Origin of the sequence: Bradyrhizobium sp. CCBAU 25360 (genome assembly GCF_028128695.1) — a bacterium.
GTDB classification, from domain to species: Bacteria; Pseudomonadota; Alphaproteobacteria; order Rhizobiales; family Xanthobacteraceae; genus Bradyrhizobium; species Bradyrhizobium ottawaense.
Window position 1 is genome coordinate 62,367 of the sequence record NZ_LBJA01000042.1, and the last position, 17,783, is coordinate 80,149.

General features: G+C 63.8%; 14 protein-coding genes. 10 read left to right on the forward strand and 4 right to left on the reverse strand.

The annotated features are described in order from the left end of the window. The first annotated feature begins 6 nt into the window (after nt 1-6). The 4 genes from XH81_RS24495 (at nt 7) to XH81_RS24510 (ending at nt 6,493) form a co-directional block, all read left to right on the forward strand. Entirely contained in the window at nt 7-1,389 is a 1,383-nt protein-coding gene (locus XH81_RS24495; RefSeq protein ID WP_271596394.1) for an ethanolamine ammonia-lyase subunit EutB, read from the forward strand. A gap of 151 nt (nt 1,390-1,540) precedes the next feature. Then, a complete protein-coding gene (locus tag XH81_RS24500) occupies nt 1,541-3,127 on the forward strand; it encodes a B12-binding domain-containing radical SAM protein (RefSeq protein ID WP_028143224.1) in 1,587 nt (528 codons plus the stop codon). A gap of 6 nt (nt 3,128-3,133) precedes the next feature. After that, nucleotides 3,134-3,919 (forward strand): ethanolamine ammonia-lyase subunit EutC, encoded by a 786-nt coding sequence (gene eutC, locus XH81_RS24505; RefSeq protein WP_028143223.1) that lies wholly within the window; start codon nt 3,134-3,136, stop codon nt 3,917-3,919. A gap of 207 nt (nt 3,920-4,126) precedes the next feature. Next, nucleotides 4,127-6,493: an efflux RND transporter permease subunit gene (locus XH81_RS24510; protein WP_028143222.1), complete on the forward strand. Its 2,367-nt coding sequence runs from the start codon at nt 4,127-4,129 to the stop codon at nt 6,491-6,493. 28 nt (nt 6,494-6,521) lie between these two features. Here the strand turns inward: XH81_RS24510 and XH81_RS24515 are convergent, their stop codons facing one another. Together XH81_RS24515 and XH81_RS24520 are read right to left on the reverse strand one after the other, a co-directional pair. Continuing rightward, complete coding sequence (locus XH81_RS24515; RefSeq protein WP_095424915.1) at nt 6,522-7,355, reverse strand: hypothetical protein; 834 nt, start codon at nt 7,353-7,355, stop codon at nt 6,522-6,524. 93 nt (nt 7,356-7,448) lie between these two features. After that, entirely contained in the window at nt 7,449-7,946 is a 498-nt protein-coding gene (locus XH81_RS24520; protein ID WP_028143220.1) for a hypothetical protein, read from the reverse strand. A 460-nt stretch (nt 7,947-8,406) separates the two neighbouring features. Here XH81_RS24520 and XH81_RS24525 point away from each other — a divergent pair, with 460 nt between their 5' ends. The 6 genes from XH81_RS24525 (at nt 8,407) to XH81_RS24550 (ending at nt 14,583) form a co-directional block, all read left to right on the forward strand. Continuing rightward, a complete protein-coding gene (locus XH81_RS24525) occupies nt 8,407-8,640 on the forward strand; it encodes a hypothetical protein (RefSeq protein WP_028143219.1) in 234 nt (77 codons plus the stop codon). Nucleotides 8,641-8,833: 193 nt separating this feature from the next. Next, entirely contained in the window at nt 8,834-9,718 is an 885-nt protein-coding gene (gene hpnC, locus XH81_RS24530) for a squalene synthase HpnC (protein ID WP_095424639.1), read from the forward strand. Further along, a complete protein-coding gene (gene hpnD / locus XH81_RS24535) occupies nt 9,708-10,547 on the forward strand; it encodes a presqualene diphosphate synthase HpnD (RefSeq protein ID WP_028143217.1) in 840 nt (279 codons plus the stop codon). Before hpnC ends, hpnD begins: the two co-directional genes overlap by 11 nt. Beyond that, complete coding sequence (gene hpnE / locus XH81_RS24540; protein WP_271596395.1) at nt 10,547-11,803, forward strand: hydroxysqualene dehydroxylase HpnE; 1,257 nt, start codon at nt 10,547-10,549, stop codon at nt 11,801-11,803. The genes hpnD and hpnE overlap by 1 nt, the downstream gene beginning before the upstream one ends. Before the next feature lie 51 nt (nt 11,804-11,854). Next, nucleotides 11,855-13,837, forward strand: coding sequence for a squalene--hopene cyclase (gene shc, locus XH81_RS24545; protein ID WP_038947789.1), 1,983 nt, complete (start codon nt 11,855-11,857; stop codon nt 13,835-13,837). After that, nucleotides 13,834-14,583: a phosphorylase gene (locus XH81_RS24550; RefSeq protein WP_028143214.1), complete on the forward strand. Its 750-nt coding sequence runs from the start codon at nt 13,834-13,836 to the stop codon at nt 14,581-14,583. Before shc ends, XH81_RS24550 begins: the two co-directional genes overlap by 4 nt. 967 nt (nt 14,584-15,550) lie before the next feature. Here the strand turns inward: XH81_RS24550 and XH81_RS24555 are convergent. Together XH81_RS24555 and XH81_RS24560 are read right to left on the reverse strand one after the other, a co-directional pair. Next, nucleotides 15,551-16,447 (reverse strand): hypothetical protein, encoded by an 897-nt coding sequence (locus XH81_RS24555; protein ID WP_271596396.1) that lies wholly within the window; start codon nt 16,445-16,447, stop codon nt 15,551-15,553. 91 nt (nt 16,448-16,538) lie between these two features. Further along, complete coding sequence (locus tag XH81_RS24560; RefSeq protein ID WP_095424633.1) at nt 16,539-17,513, reverse strand: alpha/beta hydrolase family protein; 975 nt, start codon at nt 17,511-17,513, stop codon at nt 16,539-16,541. Between the last annotated feature and the right edge of the window lie 270 nt (nt 17,514-17,783).

Consider the following 17,783-nt stretch of genomic DNA (forward strand, 5'->3'; position numbering starts at 1 on the left):
AGACCCTTGGTCTACCGCCATACCATCGACGCCACGACCCACACCTTCCCGGACCTGCGCGACCTCCTTGCCAGGGCGACGCCGCCGCGCTCCGGCGACCGGCTGGCCGGGATCACCGCCGACACCGCCGAGCAGATGATCGCGGCGCGGATGGCGCTCGCCGACGTCCCGCTCGGCCAATTCCTGCAGGAAGCCGTGATTCCCTACGAGGCCGACGAGGTCACCCGCCTCGTCATCGACAGCCATGACGCGAAGGCCTTCGCGCCGGTGGCGTCGCTGACGGTTGGTGCCTTCCGCGACTGGCTGCTGTCGGATGCCGCAACGCCCGAAATCCTGCGCAAGCTGGCGGGCGGCATCACCCCGGAGATGGCAGCCGCAGTGTCGAAGCTGATGCGCAATCAGGATCTGATCCTGGCGGCGCGGAAATGCGAGGTCACCACCGCCTTCCGCAACACCATCGGCCTGAAGGGGCGGATGAGCACGCGGCTGCAGCCCAACCATCCCTTCGACGATGCCAGGGGCATCACCGCCTCGATCCTCGACGGCATCCTGCTGGGTGCCGGCGATGCCTGCATCGGCATCAATCCCGCGAGCGACGATCCGGCCGTCATCGCGCAATTGCTGCGACTGCTCGACGAGATCATCACGCGGCTGAAGATCCCGACGCAAGCTTGCGTGCTGACCCATGTCACGACGACGCTGGCGCTGATCGGGCAGGACGTGCCGGTCGACCTCGTCTTCCAGTCGGTCGCCGGCACCGAGGCCGCCAATCGCAGTTTCGGCATCGACCTTGCGCTTCTGAAGGAGGCGCAGCAGGCCGGGTTGTCGCAGGGGCGCGGCACGGTCGGGCAGAACGTGATGTATTTCGAGACCGGCCAGGGCTCGGCGCTGTCGGCGGGCACCCACCACGGCGTCGATCAGCAGACCTGCGAGGCGCGCGCCTATGCGGTCGCCCGCGCCTTTGCCCCGCTGCTGGTCAACAGCGTGGTCGGCTTCATCGGCCCGGAATATCTCTATGATGGCAAGGAAATCATCCGCGCCGGGCTGGAGGATCATTTCTGCGGCAAATTGCTCGGCCTGCCGCTCGGGATCGACATCTGCTACACCAACCACGCCGAGGCGGACCAGGACGACATGGACAATCTGCTGACGCTGCTCGCAGCCGCCGGCGTCACCTTCATCATGGGTGTCCCCGGCGCCGACGACGTCATGTTGAACTACCAATCGACGTCTTTTCACGACGCGCTCTATGTCCGGGACGTCTTCGGTCTGCGCCGCGCGCCGGAATTCGACGACTGGCTGGTGCAGGCAGGGATTACTGGCGCCGATTTCCGACTTGCCGGCGATGCAGGCCTGCTGCCCGATTTTGCCTCGCGGCTGATCGCCTGAGGCTGGAAGCTCCCTAAGGCCTTCAGGAAACCATTGGTCCCTCTCCGAATTATGCTTGTGCCACAATATTGAGAAATTCCGGCGGCAGCATTACGCTATGTGTCTGGCTGGCTATTTCCGCAACCAGGTCGAGCGTGGCGGGGGAGCTTTGATGCGAGCTGAAAGTAACGGAACGTCGCGGCGGATTCTCTGTGTGTTTCCGCGCTACACCTCGTCGTTCGGGACGTTCGAGCATTCCTATCCCCTGACCGATGGTGTCCGTGCCTTCATGCCGCCGCAGGGGCTGCTGCTGATCTCGGCCTATCTGCCGCAGGATTGGCAGGTCAAATTCGTCGACGAGAACCTGCGTCGCACGACCAGGGAGGAGTTCGAGTGGGCCGAGGTGGTCTTCGTCAGCGGCATGCACATCCAGCGCCAGCAGATGAACGACATCTGCCGCCGCGCTCATGAATTCGATCTGCCGGTCGCGCTCGGCGGTCCCTCCGTCAGCGCCTGTCCCGACTATTATCCGTCCTTCGACTATCTCCATGTCGGCGAGCTCGGCGATGCCACCAACCAGCTGATCGAGATCCTGTCGCGCGACACCACGCGTCCTGAGGAACAGGTGGTGCTCACCACCAAGGACCGCGTGCCGATGACGGAGTTTCCGATCCCGGCCTACGAGCTTGCCGACGTGAAGAAATACATGCTCGGCAGCATCCAGTATTCCAGCGGCTGTCCCTATCAGTGCGAGTTCTGCGACATCCCCGGCCTCTACGGCCGCAATCCACGCCTCAAAGCGCCGGAGCAGATCATCGCCGAGCTCGACCGCCTGCGCGAATGCGGCATGACGGACACGGTCTATTTCGTCGACGACAATTTCATCGGCAACCGCAAGGCGGCGCTGGATCTGCTGCCGCATCTGATCGAATGGCAGAAGCGGACCGGCTACGTGGTGCGGCTCGCCTGCGAGGCGACGCTCAACATCGCCAAGCGGCCCGAGATCCTCGAGAAGATGCGCGAGGCCTATTTCATCACCATCTTCTGCGGAATCGAGACGCCCGATCCCGACGCGCTGAAGGCGATGCAGAAGGACCACAACATGATGGTCCCGATCCTGGAGGGCGTGCGCACCATCAACTCCTACGGCATGGAGGTCGTCTCCGGCATCATCATGGGACTCGACACCGACAAGCCGAATACGTCTGAGGCGCTGCTCGGCTTCGTCGAGGAGTCCCGGATTCCGCTGCTCACGATCAACCTGCTTCAGGCGCTGCCGAAGACGCCGCTGTGGGACCGGCTGGAGCGCGAGGGGCGCCTGGTCGAAGACGACGGCCGCGATTCCAACGTCGACTTCCTGCTGCCCTATGACGAGGTCGTCGCGTCCTGGAAGCACGCGATGGCGGTCGCATATGCGCCCGAGAAGGTCTACGCGCGCTTCCAGTATCAATGCGACCACGTTTATGTTCACCGCCTCAAGGTGCCGACCCCGGACGAGATGAAGACCTGGGCCAACATCAGGCGTGGCCTCGTCATGCTGCGCAACATCTTCTGGAAGGTCGGCGTGCTCGGTGACTACAAGCGCGTGTTCTGGAAGTTCGCGCTGGGGCGCCTCAAGCGCGGCGATGTCGAAGGCCTGATCGGATGCACCCTGATCGCGCACCATCTCATCACCTTTGCGCGCGCGGCCTCCAGCGGCAGGCAGAACGCCTCGAATTACTCGATCCGGCTGCGCGAGGCCGCCGTTCCCGCCGAATGATGCGACATGTCTGATCCGGCCCTGCCGCGCCGTCCGACCCTCGATCTGCGGGCGTTCACGCCCGCGCGCGTGGCGCTCGGGCGCAGCGGCGCTAGCGTGCCGACCAAGGCGCTGCTCGATTTCACGCTCGATCATGCCCGCGCCCGCGATGCCGTGCATGCCGCCTTCGATGCAGCGCGTATGGTCGCCGATCTCGGCGCGCTGGGGCTTGCCGTCACCGAGGTGAGGAGCCAGGCGGTCGACCGCAGGGACTATCTGCGGCGGCCGGATCTGGGACGACGGCTCGACCCCGGCTCGGCCGAGGTCTTGGCGCGAGCGGCTTCGGCGCCGTGCCGGCTTGCGCTCGTGATCGGCGACGGCCTGTCCGCGGCGGCGGTCCACGCCCATGCGGTGGCCCTGGTGAGGCGCCTGCTGCCGCTGCTCGCGGAAGGGGACGACGTCGCGGTCGGCCATGTCGTCGTCGCGTCAGGCGCGCGCGTCGCGCTCGGCGACGAGATCGGCGCCATTCTCGGTGCGCGCATGGCCTTGATGCTGATCGGCGAGCGGCCGGGCCTGTCGGCGCCCGATAGCCTCGGCGCTTATCTGACCTTTGCGCCGAAGCCCGGCCGCACTGACGCCGAGCGAAATTGCGTGTCCAATATCCACCACGCCGGGTTGAGCTACGACGAGGCCGCCTTCAAGATCGCCTGGCTGGTCCGCGAGGGGCTGGCCCGGCAGGTCAGCGGCGTGGCGCTGAAGGACGAGAGCGCGGACCGCGCGCCGCGTCGAATTGGCACGGCATTGCCCGAATGACGGGCATCCCCGGTCCAGATCGCCACTTCTTGATCGATTCGGCCACGCTTCGCCTGCTTGCGAAAAGACCGGTTCACCTGCTAAACCCCTCGCGGCGATTTTCCGCGCATTTTCAAAGGGCAAGCCTCCCATTGGTATGGCGTTTTCAAGCCGTTCGCGGGGCGCACTAAGCTCTCAGCCCGAGCCGATTTAGGAACTGGATAAGGCATGCTCGAAAAGCACAGCGAGAATGAGGTTCATGTCGACAAGGTCGAGCAGGGACCTACGTCCTCGATCGCCTTCGGGCTGGAGCGCATCGGGCTGATCGCCGTCCGGGCGCCGATCGTCTCCTGCATCGTCCTGCTCGTCCTGATCGTCGGAGCCGTGTTCGGCATCCACCGGATCAAGATCGACGATTCGCTGTCGCAGCTGTTTCGCTCCGACAGTCGCGAATTCCATCAATATGAAGAGGTCACGAAGAAGTTCCCGGCCGAGGAATTCGACGTCCTCGTCGTGGTCGAGGGCAAGAACCTGCTGGCCCGGAATAATCTGGAGAAGCTGCGCGACTTCGTCACCGACCTGCAACTGGTCGAAGGCACGCGCGGGCTGGTCTCGCTGTTCTCGGCGCGCCAGGCGCCGGCACCGGGCAAGCTGCCGGCGGCGCTGTTCCCGGCCGAACTGCCCGAGGGCGCCGACTACGACAAGTTCATCGAGACCGTCAAAAACAACGAGATCATCCGCGGCAAGCTGTTGTCGGAAGACGGCACGCTGGCGCTGATCGTGCTGTCGCTCGATCCGGAGGTGGTGGCGTCCAGCAAGCTGACCAAGACCGTGGGCGACATCCGCGCCCTGATGAAGGAGGATCTCAGCGACACCGGTCTCAACGTGCAGCTCTCGGGCGTGCCGGTCATGCAGCTTGAGATCCGCAATGCCGTCGAACGCGACGGGCTGACCTACAACATCCTCGGCATTCTCGCCGGCTGCATCATCGCCATCATCTTCTTCCGCAAGATCTCGTTCATGGTCGCCGCGGCGTTTCCGCCGATGATCGCGATCCTGTTGGCGCTCGGCGCGCTCGGCTGGGCCAATTTCAATCTCAACATGTTCCTGAACGTGATGACGCCGCTCATCATGGTCATCAGCTTCTCGGACTCGATGCAGCTCACCTTCGCCGCGCGCGACCGGCTGATCGCGGGCCAGGACAAGTTCACCGCGTTCAAGAACGCGGTGCTGGTGGTGGGCCCGGCCTGCGTGCTGACGCACGGCACCGCCGGCATTTCCTTCATCGCGCTGCAGTTCTCCAACTCGGACCTGATCCGCAAGTTCGGTGAGGCGGGCCTCGCCGCCACCATCATCGCGCTGGTCGCGGTGCTGTCGCTGGTGCCGGTGTTCGGCGTGCTGCTCGTGCGCAACGAGAAGACGTTCGCGGTCAAGTTCCAGAGCGCGGATGCCGGCGTCCAGGCGCTGCGTAATTTCTGCTATTGGATCGCGGTGCGGATGGTGGGCCGGCCCGGCCTGTTCAGCCTGATCGCAGTGCTGTTCGTCGGCGGCCTCGGCGTCATCTACGCCAATCTGGAGCCGCGCTACCGGCTTGCCGACCAGGTGCCGGACAAGCGTCAGGCGGTCGCAGCCAGCAACCGGCTCGACGCCAAGCTCACCGGCGCCAACCCGGTCAATGTACTGATCCAGTTCCCCAAGGGTGAATCGCTCTATTCGCCGGAGACGCTGCAGACCATCGCGGACGTGCATGCGACCGTGGAGAAGGCGGCCGGTGTCGGCAATGTCTGGTCGGTCGAGACCCTGCGCCGCTGGCTTGCGGAAAAGGCCGGCAGCGCCGACGTCGCGACGCTGAAGGAATATGTCAGCGTCATTCCCGAGCATCTGGTGCGGCGCTTCATTGACGCCGAGCAGGACGCGGTCGTGGTCGCCGGCCGCGTGCCGGACAAGGATTCCAGCCAGCTCCTGCCGATCGTCGACAAGCTCGATGCCGAGCTCGACGCCGTCCGCAAGAAGCATCCGGGCTACGAGGTCGCGGTGACGGGCCTTGCCGCGATCGCGGCGCGCAACTCGGCCAGCATGATCGAGAAGCTGAACCGCGGGCTCACCGTCGAATTCGCGCTGGTCGCGATCTTCATCGGCCTCGCCTTCCGCTCCTGGGTGGTGATGTTCGCCTGCATCCTGCCGGGCATCTTCCCGGTGGTGATGTCGGGAACGGTGCTGTGGGCGATGGGCGAGGGCCTGCAATTCGCCAGCGTCGTCGCGCTTACGGTCTCGTTCGGTCTCGGCCTCAGCGCCACCATCCACTTCCTCAACCGCCTCCGGCTCGAGAGCAAGCCGGGCGTCGGCTCGGCGCTCGCGGTGGAGCGGGCGACCGTGCTGGTCGGCCCGGCGCTGATCCTGACCACGGTGGTGCTGGCCTGCGGCCTCGTCGTCACCGTGTTCTCCGACCTGCCGTCGCTGCGGCTGTTCGGCTGGCTCAGCGCCTTCTCGATGGTGATGGCACTGGTCGCCGACCTCTTCATCCTGCGGCCGACCGCGATGTGGCTGATCAACCTGCACGCCAAGCTGCAGGGGACCGACAAGCCGGCAATCTGAGCGGCGAGGCAGCTAAGGCTGCCCTGCCTCACGCCTCGATCCGGACGATCCCGTACGGATTGAACTTGAAGTCGTCCTCGGCGTAGTCCTGCTCGTGCGAGAGCGTGAGCTTGCGCTCGCGCAGCGTCGCCTCGATGCCGCGCTCGGCCATGGCGTTGGCGATCTCCTCCATCGCCATCACCGCGGACCATTCGTTGCCGCGCGGTTTCGCGACGTAAACCTCCGGCAGGCCGACGAGGTGATAGCCGACGGTCTCGTAATAGCTGTTACCGGCGAGCGGGCGCTTGGCGAAGGCAAGGCGGCAGGCCTTGGTGACGGCGGGGGTCATGCTGAGGCCCTGGCTGGTTATGGCGCCCTTGCGCGCCTGATCCATGAGACCTCGCCACCGCGCGATGCCGTGAGCGACGCCGGCGCTCTCGCCCTTCGCCGCGACGGCGCCCGCGTCGAGCATCTCGTCCACGATCTGCAGGGCCGCGGCCGAAAAGGCGGCCGTCTTCTGCTGAGCCATCGGCGGGCCCAGCACGTAGAGGACTGATTTGTGGTTGGCCACGGCCGCTTGGTCGGATGCGGACCATGCCTTCGGGAAGACGCGGTCCCAGCACACCCCGAACGACCGCTCCATGTGCGGATCGGGCTTTGCTTGCGAATGGGTGCGGTCGATCTCGAAGCCCAAATCGGCGATCGTCTCGGCCACCGCCTTCGGCGGTCGCAGCAGGCTTTCATTCTTTCCAAGGAAGCAGAGCACGTGACGCGGCTTCACGGACGAAGGCTGCATGTTCGCTCCCTGCTGATCATTGGCGAAGGCGCGAGTGGCGACGAAGAGCCCGGCGGCCTTGAGCAGATGTCTGCGTATCGGGTCCATCTCGGCAAGTCCGTTCCGGGTGAGTTCATGCCAGCAAAAAGCCCCCGGCTCGCGAGAACCGGGGGCTAATGATTCCATTCAAGCTGAACGAAATCAGCCCTTCGTCATCGTGATGTTGACGCCGCGGATCTCGCCCTTGGAGCTGATCTGCACCGTCTGCTTGGTGCCGTTGGTGCGCAGCGACAGATTTGCGGCAAAGCCGTTGGCCTCGACGAACACGTCGATCTGGCCACCGCCGGCGGTGCCCTGGAGATTGCCGAAGATGTTGCGGCTGGACTCGCTCCAATTTCCGGAGATGCGCTCGCCCTGGCTCGTCACGTCGCTGGTGAGGTCGAACTTGTAGCTGTCGGAGGCGCAGTGCAGAGCCTGCTTCAAATTGAGGCCGCTGCCGGCGACCTTGTAGTCGGCCTTGCAGCGAATCCGCTCGGTGGAGCCGTCGGACAGCGACACCGTGCCGGTGCCGGTCCACGCGCCGTCGAAACCGGCAAACGGGCCGGACGACTGAGCGTGGCCTGCCGAAACCGAGAAGAGCAGCGCCGCCCCGATGCCGGCCGCTTTGATTGCCAGTCCAGATCGCCCAAAGAATTTCATCTCAAATATCCCGTTTTGGAACGACGCCCGCTTACGCGTGATAACGTCTCGCCACATCGAAAGTTTAGTGCTCCGAGCCAGTGTCAGGTTCAAAGCCCGGCCGCCAGAGATGGCGGTTCACGACGCCTCTCGCCAGACCCGGACCGGTCGATTTGCCCTGTTTCTGCGTGTTTCCGGCGGGAAAGGCGGGGCGGACAGATGCAGCTCTGCAACAGGTATGCAGTAAAACGCAGTGCTTCCGAATTATGACGTAGTATCAATCTCTTACATCTGCCAATGAAGGCGCAGGGAAGACCTGATTTGGTGGGCGTGGCGCCAATTTGGCCGCATTTGCCAGTGCTTGTGCCTTCTCTGAGGCCGCACCTGTCGCGGCGACTTGCCACCAGAACAATCCGTTCCGGTCCTCCGCCCTGTGCAGTCCGGGTCCGGTGCGATTCTGCCGTCAGAATGAAGGAATACAATGCGTAAGCTTCTCGTCGCTCTCACCCTGCTGTCGGCATCCCTTTCGACGGCGGCCTTTGCCCAGGCAGGGCGCGGCACGGACGCCGAGCAGAAGGCCTGCACGCGCGACGTGCAGAAGTTCTGCCGCCCGGTCATCGACCAGGGCGATTTCACCATCCTGGCCTGCCTCAAGGAGAACCGGGCCAAGATCTCGCAGGCCTGCGACCAGGTTCTGAAGACCCACAACCAGTAAGCTCGGCCACTGGCCCACAAAAGGCGGCCTCCGGGCCGCCTTTTCGGGCCCGATCCGCGGAAGGGCAGCCATCGAGAGACAGGATTGGTTTTGCGGCCGTATTCCCCTATATGGGGGCCGCGGCGGATCGCCGGCATGAGCCCGCGCGAGCGAAGAAGCCCTTCCTGTCCAAACGATTGTAAACCAGCCCTCGATGACCTCTGCGAGCGAATTGCGATCCGGTAAAGGTGACCGCGACGAGAATTTTCCCGTCGCGTCCTGGATCATTCATCCGCGTCATCGCGCCCTGATCCTGGCGTATTACAATTTCGTCCGCACCGCCGACGACATTGCCGATCACGCGACCCTGCCGCCCGATCAGAAGCTCGCTTATCTCGACCTGCTCGAGGCGGAACTGCTCGGCAAGGGCGACACCCAGGCTGAGGCCGTCATTTTGCGCCGTGCACTGGCCGAGCGCGGCATGGCGCCGCGCCATGCGCTCGACGTGCTCATCGCCTTCCGCATGGACGTGACCAAGCTTCGCTACGAGAACTGGGACGAGGTCATCCACTATTGCCGTTACTCGGCGATGCCGGTCGGCCGCTTCATGCTCGATGTCCACGGCGAGAGCACCTCGACCTGGGCCGCATCGGATGCGCTCTGTGCAGGCTTGCAGATCAACAATCACCTGCAGGATTGCGGCAAGGATTTTCGCGAGCTCAACCGCGTCTATCTGCCGCGCGATGCACTGGCAGCACACGGTGCTTCGGTCGAGCAGCTCGGGCTTTCGCAGTCGCCGCCGGCGATGCTGGCCTGCCTGCAGGCGCTGGCCGTGCGCAATGAAGTGCTGCTCGACGAGGGCAGGGCGCTCGCTGCGGAGATCCGGGATTTCCGCCTCGGCGTCGACGTCGCGGTGATCCAGGCCTATGCCGACCGTATCGTGCGCCTCTTGAAGGTGCGCGATCCCCTGCGCGAGCGGGTGCACCTGAACAAATTCGAACTGCTCATCTTCAGCCTTGCCGGAATGATCGGCGAGGTCGGCCGCCGCGCAATTGGACGCAAGGCCATTTCCAGACCGGGGACTGCACATGACGCTTGAGGCGACCTCGCCCGGCGCCAATTATGGCTCGACCGCATCCGGCAGCTCGTTCTACGCCGCGATGCGCATCCTGCCGCATGACCAGCGCGAAGCGATGTTCCAGATCTACAGCTTCTGCCGCCAGGTCGACGACATCGCCGATTCCGACGGTCCGCGCACGGAGCGGCTCGCCGCGCTTCAGGAATGGCGCAACGACATCGACGCGCTCTATCAGGGCAATCCGCCGCCGCGGCTGAAGGACTACGTCGGCTCGGTGAAGACCTTCGGCCTCAAGCGCGAGGATTTCCTCGCCATCGTCGACGGCATGGAGATGGACGTCCCGCAGGACATCCGCGCGCCCGACATGGCGACGCTGGATCTGTATTGCGATCGCGTCGCCAGCGCGGTGGGGCGGCTGTCGGTGCGGGTGTTCGGCCTGCCCGAGGAAGACGGCATCCAGCTCGCCTATCATCTGGGCCGCGCGCTTCAGCTCACCAATATCCTGCGCGACATCGACGAGGACGCTGGCCTCGGCCGGCTCTATCTGCCGCGCGAGGCGCTGCTGCATGCCGGCATCACCTCCGACGATCCGAACCGCGTGATCGCCGAGCGCGCGCTGCCGAAGGTCTGCCTGCCGCTGACGCAGCGTGCGAAGGCGCATTTCGAGAAGTCGGACGAGATCATGAACCGCAACAAGCGCCGCACGGTGCGCGCGCCGCGGATCATGTCGAAATACTATCATTCCATTCTGGATCTCCTGATTGCGCGCGGCTTCAACGCGCCGCGCCAGCCGGTGCGTGTGTCGAAGGTCACACGTATCCTGATCCTGCTTCGCTACGCTTTCATCTGATGCAAAAGACAGCTCATATCATCGGTGCCGGAATTTCCGGCCTCTCCGCCGCCGTGCGGCTCGCCAATGCCGGCTTCAAGGTCGCTGTGCACGAGGCGACGCAGCAGGCCGGCGGCCGTTGCCGTTCCTATTTCGACGGCGCCACCAATCTCACCATCGACAACGGCAATCATCTGCTGCTGTCGGGCAACAGCCATGCGCGCGCCTATGCGCGTTCGATCGGCAGCGAGGCCGGCCTCGTCGGCCCTGACAGTGCGCAGTTTCCCTTCGTCGACATCAAGACCGGGCAGCGCTGGCAGATCGATCTCGGCACCGGCCGGCTGCCGACCTGGGTGCTCGACGAAGGCCGCCGCGTGCCCGACACCGGCCTCACCGATTATCTGAAGCTGGCGCCGCTGATCTGGGCGTCGGAAGACACATTGGTCGGCAAATCGATTCCTTGCGAAGGCGTGCTCTATCAGCGTCTGGTGCAGCCGCTGCTGCTCGCGGCGCTCAACGTCGATCCGCCCGAGGGCTCGGCCGGGCTTGCCGGCGCCATCGTGCGCGAGACGCTGCTTGCCGGCGGACAGGCCTGCCGTCCCCTCATTGCGCGCGACGGCCTCAGCGCCGTTCTGATCGAGCCGGCCGTGAAGTTCCTGCAGGACCGTGGCCATACCGTTCAACTCGGCCATGAGCTGCGGTCCTTCACGAGCACTGACGGCAAGGCCAGTGCGCTGAATTTCGGCGGCGAGGATGTCGTTCAGATCGGGGAGGGCGATGTCGTCGTGATGGCGGTTCCGCCGCGTGCTGCTGCGAACCTGCTGCCGGGCGTGAAGACGCCGACCGAATACCGCGCCATCGTGAATGCGCATTTCCGGATCACACCGCCGCCGGCTTCGGCGCCGATCCTCGGCGTGATCGGCGGCGTCGTGGAGTGGCTGTTCGCATTCCCGAACCGGTTGTCCGTCACCATCAGCAACAGCGACCGTCTGGTCGACATGCCGCGTGAGGAACTCGCGCAGACGATCTGGAACGACGTCTGCAAGGCCGGCGGCGTGTCCGGCGAGCTGCCCCCTTGGCAGATCGTGCGCGAGCGCCGTGCCACATTTGCGGCGACGCCGGCGCAGAATGCCCTGCGTCCGGGGCCGGTCACTGCGCTGAAAAACCTGTTCCTTGCGGGTGATTGGACTGCTACGGGATTGCCTGCAACCATCGAGGGATCGGTCCGGTCCGGTGATCGCGCCGCCGATCTGGTTCTCGCCGCAAAGCGGCCCTGACGGGCAGACGTCCCGGCCAATTTCAATCGACTATCGGAGCAATCGAGCGAGATGGATTCCGTGAACGCGACCAGCCGCGAAGCCCTTCAATTGGGGATCTTGCAATCGGGCATCCTGGAATCGAGCATTGCATCGGCGACGCAGGGCGTCCTCGACTTCCAGCAGGCGGACGGCCATTGGGTGTTCGAGCTCGAGGCCGACTGCACGATTCCGGCCGAATACGTCCTGTTGCGCCACTATCTCGCCGAGCCGGTCGATGCCGTGCTCGAAGCCAAGATCGCCAATTACCTGCGCCGCATTCAGGGCGCCCATGGCGGCTGGCCGCTGGTGCATGACGGCGAGTTCGACATGAGCGCCAGCGTGAAGGCCTATTTCGCGCTGAAGATGATCGGCGATTCCGTCGACGCCCCGCACATGGTGCGCGCGCGCGAGGCGATCCACGCGCGCGGCGGCGCCGTCAACAGCAACGTCTTCACGCGCTTCCTGCTTGCGATGTACGGCGTGGTGAGTTGGCGCGCGGTGCCGGTGCTGCCGATCGAGATCGTGCTGCTGCCGTTCTGGTCGCCGTTCCACCTCAACAAGATCTCATACTGGGCGCGCACCACCATGGTGCCGTTGATGGTGCTCGCAGCGCTGAAGCCGCGCGCGAAGAACCCGAAGGGCGTCGGCATCGACGAGCTGTTCCTGCAGGATCCCCGCTCGATCGGCATGACGGCGAAGGCGCCGCACCAGAGCATGGCCTGGTTTCTGCTGTTTCGGTCGCTCGACGCGATTCTGCGCGTGATCGAGCCGATGTTCCCGAAGGCCTTGCGCAAGCGCGCCATCGATGCGGCGCTCGCCTTCACCGAGGAGCGGCTCAACGGCGAGGACGGCATGGGCGCGATCTACCCGCCCATGGCCAACATCGTCATGATGTACGACGCGCTCGGCAAGGACGAGAACTTCCCGCCGCGCGCGATCACGCGCCGGGGCATCGACAAGCTGCTCGTGATCAAAGACGACGAGGCCTATTGCCAGCCCTGCGTCTCGCCGGTGTGGGACACGACGCTGACGGCGCATGCGCTGCTGGAAGCTGGCGGCGACAAGGCGGTGCCGGCGGCCAAGCAGGGCCTCGACTGGCTGATCCCGAAGCAGGAGCTCGAGGTGAAGGGCGACTGGGCCGTGAAGCGGCCCGACGTGCGTCCGGGCGGCTGGGCCTTCCAGTACAACAACGCGCATTACCCCGATCTCGACGACACCGCCGTGGTGGTGATGTCGATGGACCGCATGCGCCGGGAGCACGGTGCGCCCGGCTACGACGTCGCGATCGACCGGGGACGGGAGTGGATCGAGGGGATGCAGAGCGACGATGGCGGCTGGGCCGCCTTCGACGTCAACAATCTCGAATACTATCTCAACAACATCCCGTTCTCGGACCACGGCGCGCTGCTCGACCCGCCGACCGAGGACGTCACGGCGCGCTGCATCTCGATGCTGGCCCAGCTCGGCGAGACCGAGAAGACCAGCAAGCACGTGGCTGACGGGGTCGCCTATTTGCGGAAGACCCAGCACCCCGAGGGCTCCTGGTACGGCCGCTGGGGCATGAACTTCATCTATGGAACCTGGTCGGTGCTCTGCGCCCTCAACATGGCCGGGGTCGACCGCAAGGACCCCATGATTCGGAAGGCCGCCGGCTGGCTGGCCTCGATCCAGAACGAGGACGGCGGCTGGGGCGAGGACGCCGTCAGCTACCGGCTGGACTACCGGGGATGGGAGGCCGCCCCCTCGACCGCCTCGCAAACGGCATGGGCCTTGCTTGCCCTGATGGCGGCAGGCGAGGTTGATCACCCGGCCGTCGCCCGCGGGGTGGAGTACCTGATTGCAACACAGAACAAAAAAGGACTGTGGGACGAGCAGCGGTACACCGCCACAGGCTTCCCCCGCGTGTTCTATCTGCGGTATCATGGTTACCCAAAGTTCTTTCCGTTGTGGGCACTGGCGCGGTATCGGAACTTGCGGAACACCAACAGCAGGGTGGTAGGGGTCGGAATGTGACTTTGGGGACGGGGGACTATTTTACCGTGGGTAATGCCATCGACCCGCGGCCGATACTGATCGTGACCGGACTGGTTCAGGAGGCCCGCATCGCAGCCGGGCCGGGAATGGCCGTTATTTGTTCATCCAGCAGCCCGACCCAGTTGCGGGCGCTGCTGACGGTGGTGGATCCAGAGACGATTCGCGGCGTGATCTCGTTCGGCGTGGCCGGCGGGCTCGACCCGAGCCTGCGCTCCGGCGACGTCGTGCTGGCGACCGAGGTGCTCGACGGCGATACCCGTTGGGCCGCAGGGCTCTCGCTCGGCGACGATTTGATCGACCGCCTGACCTCGGGCCGCCGCCGCGTGGTGCGTGGCAGCCTCGCCGGTGCCGAGGAAGTGGTCACCAAGCGCGCCTGCAAGGCGGCGCTGCATTCGGAGACCGGGGCTTCTGCCGTCGACATGGAAAGCCACATCGCGGCCGCCTACGCCACTGAAGCCGGGCTGCCCTTTGCCGCGGTTCGCGTCATCAGCGACCCCGCCCACCGCGCGCTGCCGGCGCTCGCCCGCGCCGCGATCAAGCCGAACGGCCAGATCGACCTCGCCGCCGTGCTGCGCGGCATCGTGCGCAATCCCGCGACCCTGCATGCCCTGGTCTCGACCGGCATCGACTTCAACCGCGCGCTGCGGAGCCTGCGGGGCTGCCGGGATTATCTGATCGGCACGGAGCTGATCGAGAGCGAGGTAATGGTGTCGAAGGCGGCCTGAGCGGGGGCTTCGAGCCGAGAATAATGAAAAGGCCCGGTCGAGTGACCGGGCCTTTTGTTTTGCCGTAATCTATGGACCCACAGAGCGCGTATGAAAGAACAGCGAATTTCACTTGCCGGCCCTGGCTATGGCTTTTACGTCGAGTTTCTCGGTCCAGGATTTCGGCTTTGGTGCAATCTGGGAGAGTCGTCCGCAATGGATATGTCCGTCGAAGACGTGCGTGCGCTGTTCGCTTCGATTGCGCTAGCCTGTGAACGTCAAGAAGCCATCAAGACCAGAGTTGGGCGTTTGTCATGGACGACGGATGCCAGACCGAATCCAAAACATCCGGAGCGTCTCCTTGTGAAGTTCAGCGGACCGCTCGGTTCAGGGAATGTCGGGTTGAACCGTCGGCACGTGCTCTCAGCCTGCACAGAGTTTTCGAGTGCGTTTGGATAAGCATCGACGAGACTGACGGGTAAATCGAAGGTGCCCCGCTTGCATCTCGATGAGTGGCGCGGGTCATTCAGGAAGGCCGCCCAGCCAATTCCTTCAAAAGAGGCTTGCCAAATGACGCGGACTGGCTGGACTATGTTGATCTCCTTGCCAATTACCGTGGCGATCACACATCTCTCTCTTTGGATGCGCGGCCTTAAGCCGTCGCGCCGAGTTGGCCTTTGGGAGCACATGACTTGGGAGATGTTTCCCAAGGATGAGCAAACCAGGGTGTTTGTTCAGCAACGCTTGCTCACGACGATCGTGGTGCACACACTGACTTTGCTACTGCTAACCGCCCTTAGTAGTCTGTGGGGTGAACGGAAACTTTGGGCTGGGCTGCTCATCTATCGCGAGGTCTCCACGCGTTGGGACTATTGATTGCCCGGATGCGCGCCTCACCCGACGAGAGGCTCGAAACCATAGCAGAGACGATTAGTAGAAATGTCGGGTTCGCGAAACTCGACACAAGTGGGATGCGCTTCGCTTCGCTCTACCCATCCGGGCTGTGCGCTTCAGCCTTGGCCAGGCACAGATCGCGAAGTTTCGGGGCTTCCCGGGAAAGACTTTGGCGATCGCGAAGACCGCGATTTCGTCCCTCGTATAGAATGCAAACGCTAAGGAGCGTCGCAATACTGACGTTCGACGCACGAACGCCAAATGAGTAATACAATCCGCCGATCAGGCAATCATGGAATTTCTCGGACAAGAGAATCACCGTGAATATGACATTGCCCTTGGCGTCCGTTCGAGTATTTGAGAGGCATCTTGCGTCGTCAGTAATTCGCCCTGTGAGATCATCAATAACATGATCCGGGATTCCCATGGTCGTGAAGGCGGCTCTGTCATTCTTCAAACGAAGAAACACGTTCGTGTCATGAAACACCGCGATTGAAGAGCTCGTCAGGCTCCGATCGACCTTCTTTCCAGCAGCGCGCGAGATGTCACCGAGAACGTGTTGAACGAGGTAGAGACTGTTCGGCGAAAGGTCGCCGACATCAAAGAAATTGAAGGTTGGCTCGCCTTTCGACATCGCGATTTCCATCCCGTTGGATTTGTCTCTCTGCCAGATGAAATGGGGGAGGCTCTGGTCCTCCTGAGCCACGGAAGGCGATACACCGCACGCAAGCAATGAGAACGAGATCAGCGCGACGGCCATTGCTCGCACGGCGATATCCCGACCAGTTTGAGCTTGTCGCCGCCTAACTGAGCAAGTCAGGATATGTCCTATTCCCTGCACATGACCGACGGGAAGGGGCTGAGCATTCGATTGAGCGTTAATGACCCCTCCAATTGGCCCCGGCAAGATCGCGAAAAATGCTCTTGCTGCGCTTCGAAAGCGCGACGCCGGCAAGCGCTCCTTAGCAAATTCATAGGCGGCTACTAACATCGGCAAACTCTTGGCTCGTAGGATGGGTTTCGCTGCGGCGAAACCCATCGATTGGTGAGGGTGGGTTTCGCCAAAAGCTCGATCTGTCCAGCTACAGATTCCGGTGCAGGAAGTCCCCGATCTCAACCTTGATCCGTCGGTGGACCGCTGCCCGGTCGACGCCGGGAGCATCCTTGCAGACGGCGGGCGCCTCAGCTTCCAGCGCGGGAGGGCATGGTCCGAAAAATATGAAATGGCCGCCCGGTATGGTCTCTTGCCGCGGCGGACGAGGCAATCCCGCCGCAAGAGCGAGGATATTGCCGTCAGCCTTGAGAGCACTGCTCTCCGCACGATAGAGCAACGTCGGCATTTCCAGCGACGCTAACCCGTCCCGATCGAACAAGGAGCCCCACGGCTCCAACAGCACGAGTGCTTTCACGGCGAGCGCATCCGGCGATCTCCTGCCGACGGCGTTGGCCAGGGAGCCGTCAGTCGGGACGCCGTCGCAGGCCAACGGGTCGTCTGTGCGGTCTCGGCAGTAGGTCGCCAAGTGAGCCAGGCTGGGAGCTGCGCCCGCAACGATCAGTGTGACAGCGCCGCCGTAAGAGAATCCCATCATGCCAAGGCGAGTTGGATCGGCATGCGTCGCGAAGCGGGGATCGGCCAACATGGCATCGAGCGCCTTGTGGATCTGGCGTGGTCGATCTTCGAGCGCCTCGCGAGGACGCTTGGATCCCGGGTGAAACGGCGCGACCACGACAAAACCTTCTCGCGCCAACGACGTCAAAAGATCGGCATAGGGCAGGGGAGTGCCACCCGCTTTGATCGTTCCTCCTCCGCCGTGCGAAAAAAGCACGATCGGAAAACGTGCTCCGGCCGCTATCGGCGCGTCACGACCAGCGGCAACAATGTGGGGGCCATCCTGAAAGGGAGGTTCGGCCACGTCGGTCGGATACGCAACCAATGCGTCAAAGGGGATAGTGTCCTGCACCGTGATGCGCGTGACGCCTGCGTGAAATGGCTGAGCATCGGATTTCGCGGATGGGCCTGCGACCAGCAGTGCCAGCATGAGAAACAAGACGCGCAAGGCCAGGACTCCAGGATTGAAACCTGCTGCGATCTTAGATGGTAGGATAGGTAGAGCGAAGCGAAACCTATCGATTGATGTCGGGGGATGTTTTATCGAGTTGCTGACGGAATCCGGGAGGGCCGCAGGGCACGCGCGATGGATGCTGGGTTCGTGCTGCGCGTGGAATGGCGGCGAGTGGCGCGGCAAGCGGCGGGTCGAAATGACCCGTCGGGCAAAACACCCCAGCACCCGTCAATCCCTTCCCGTAAAAATATTCCACTTTCCAGA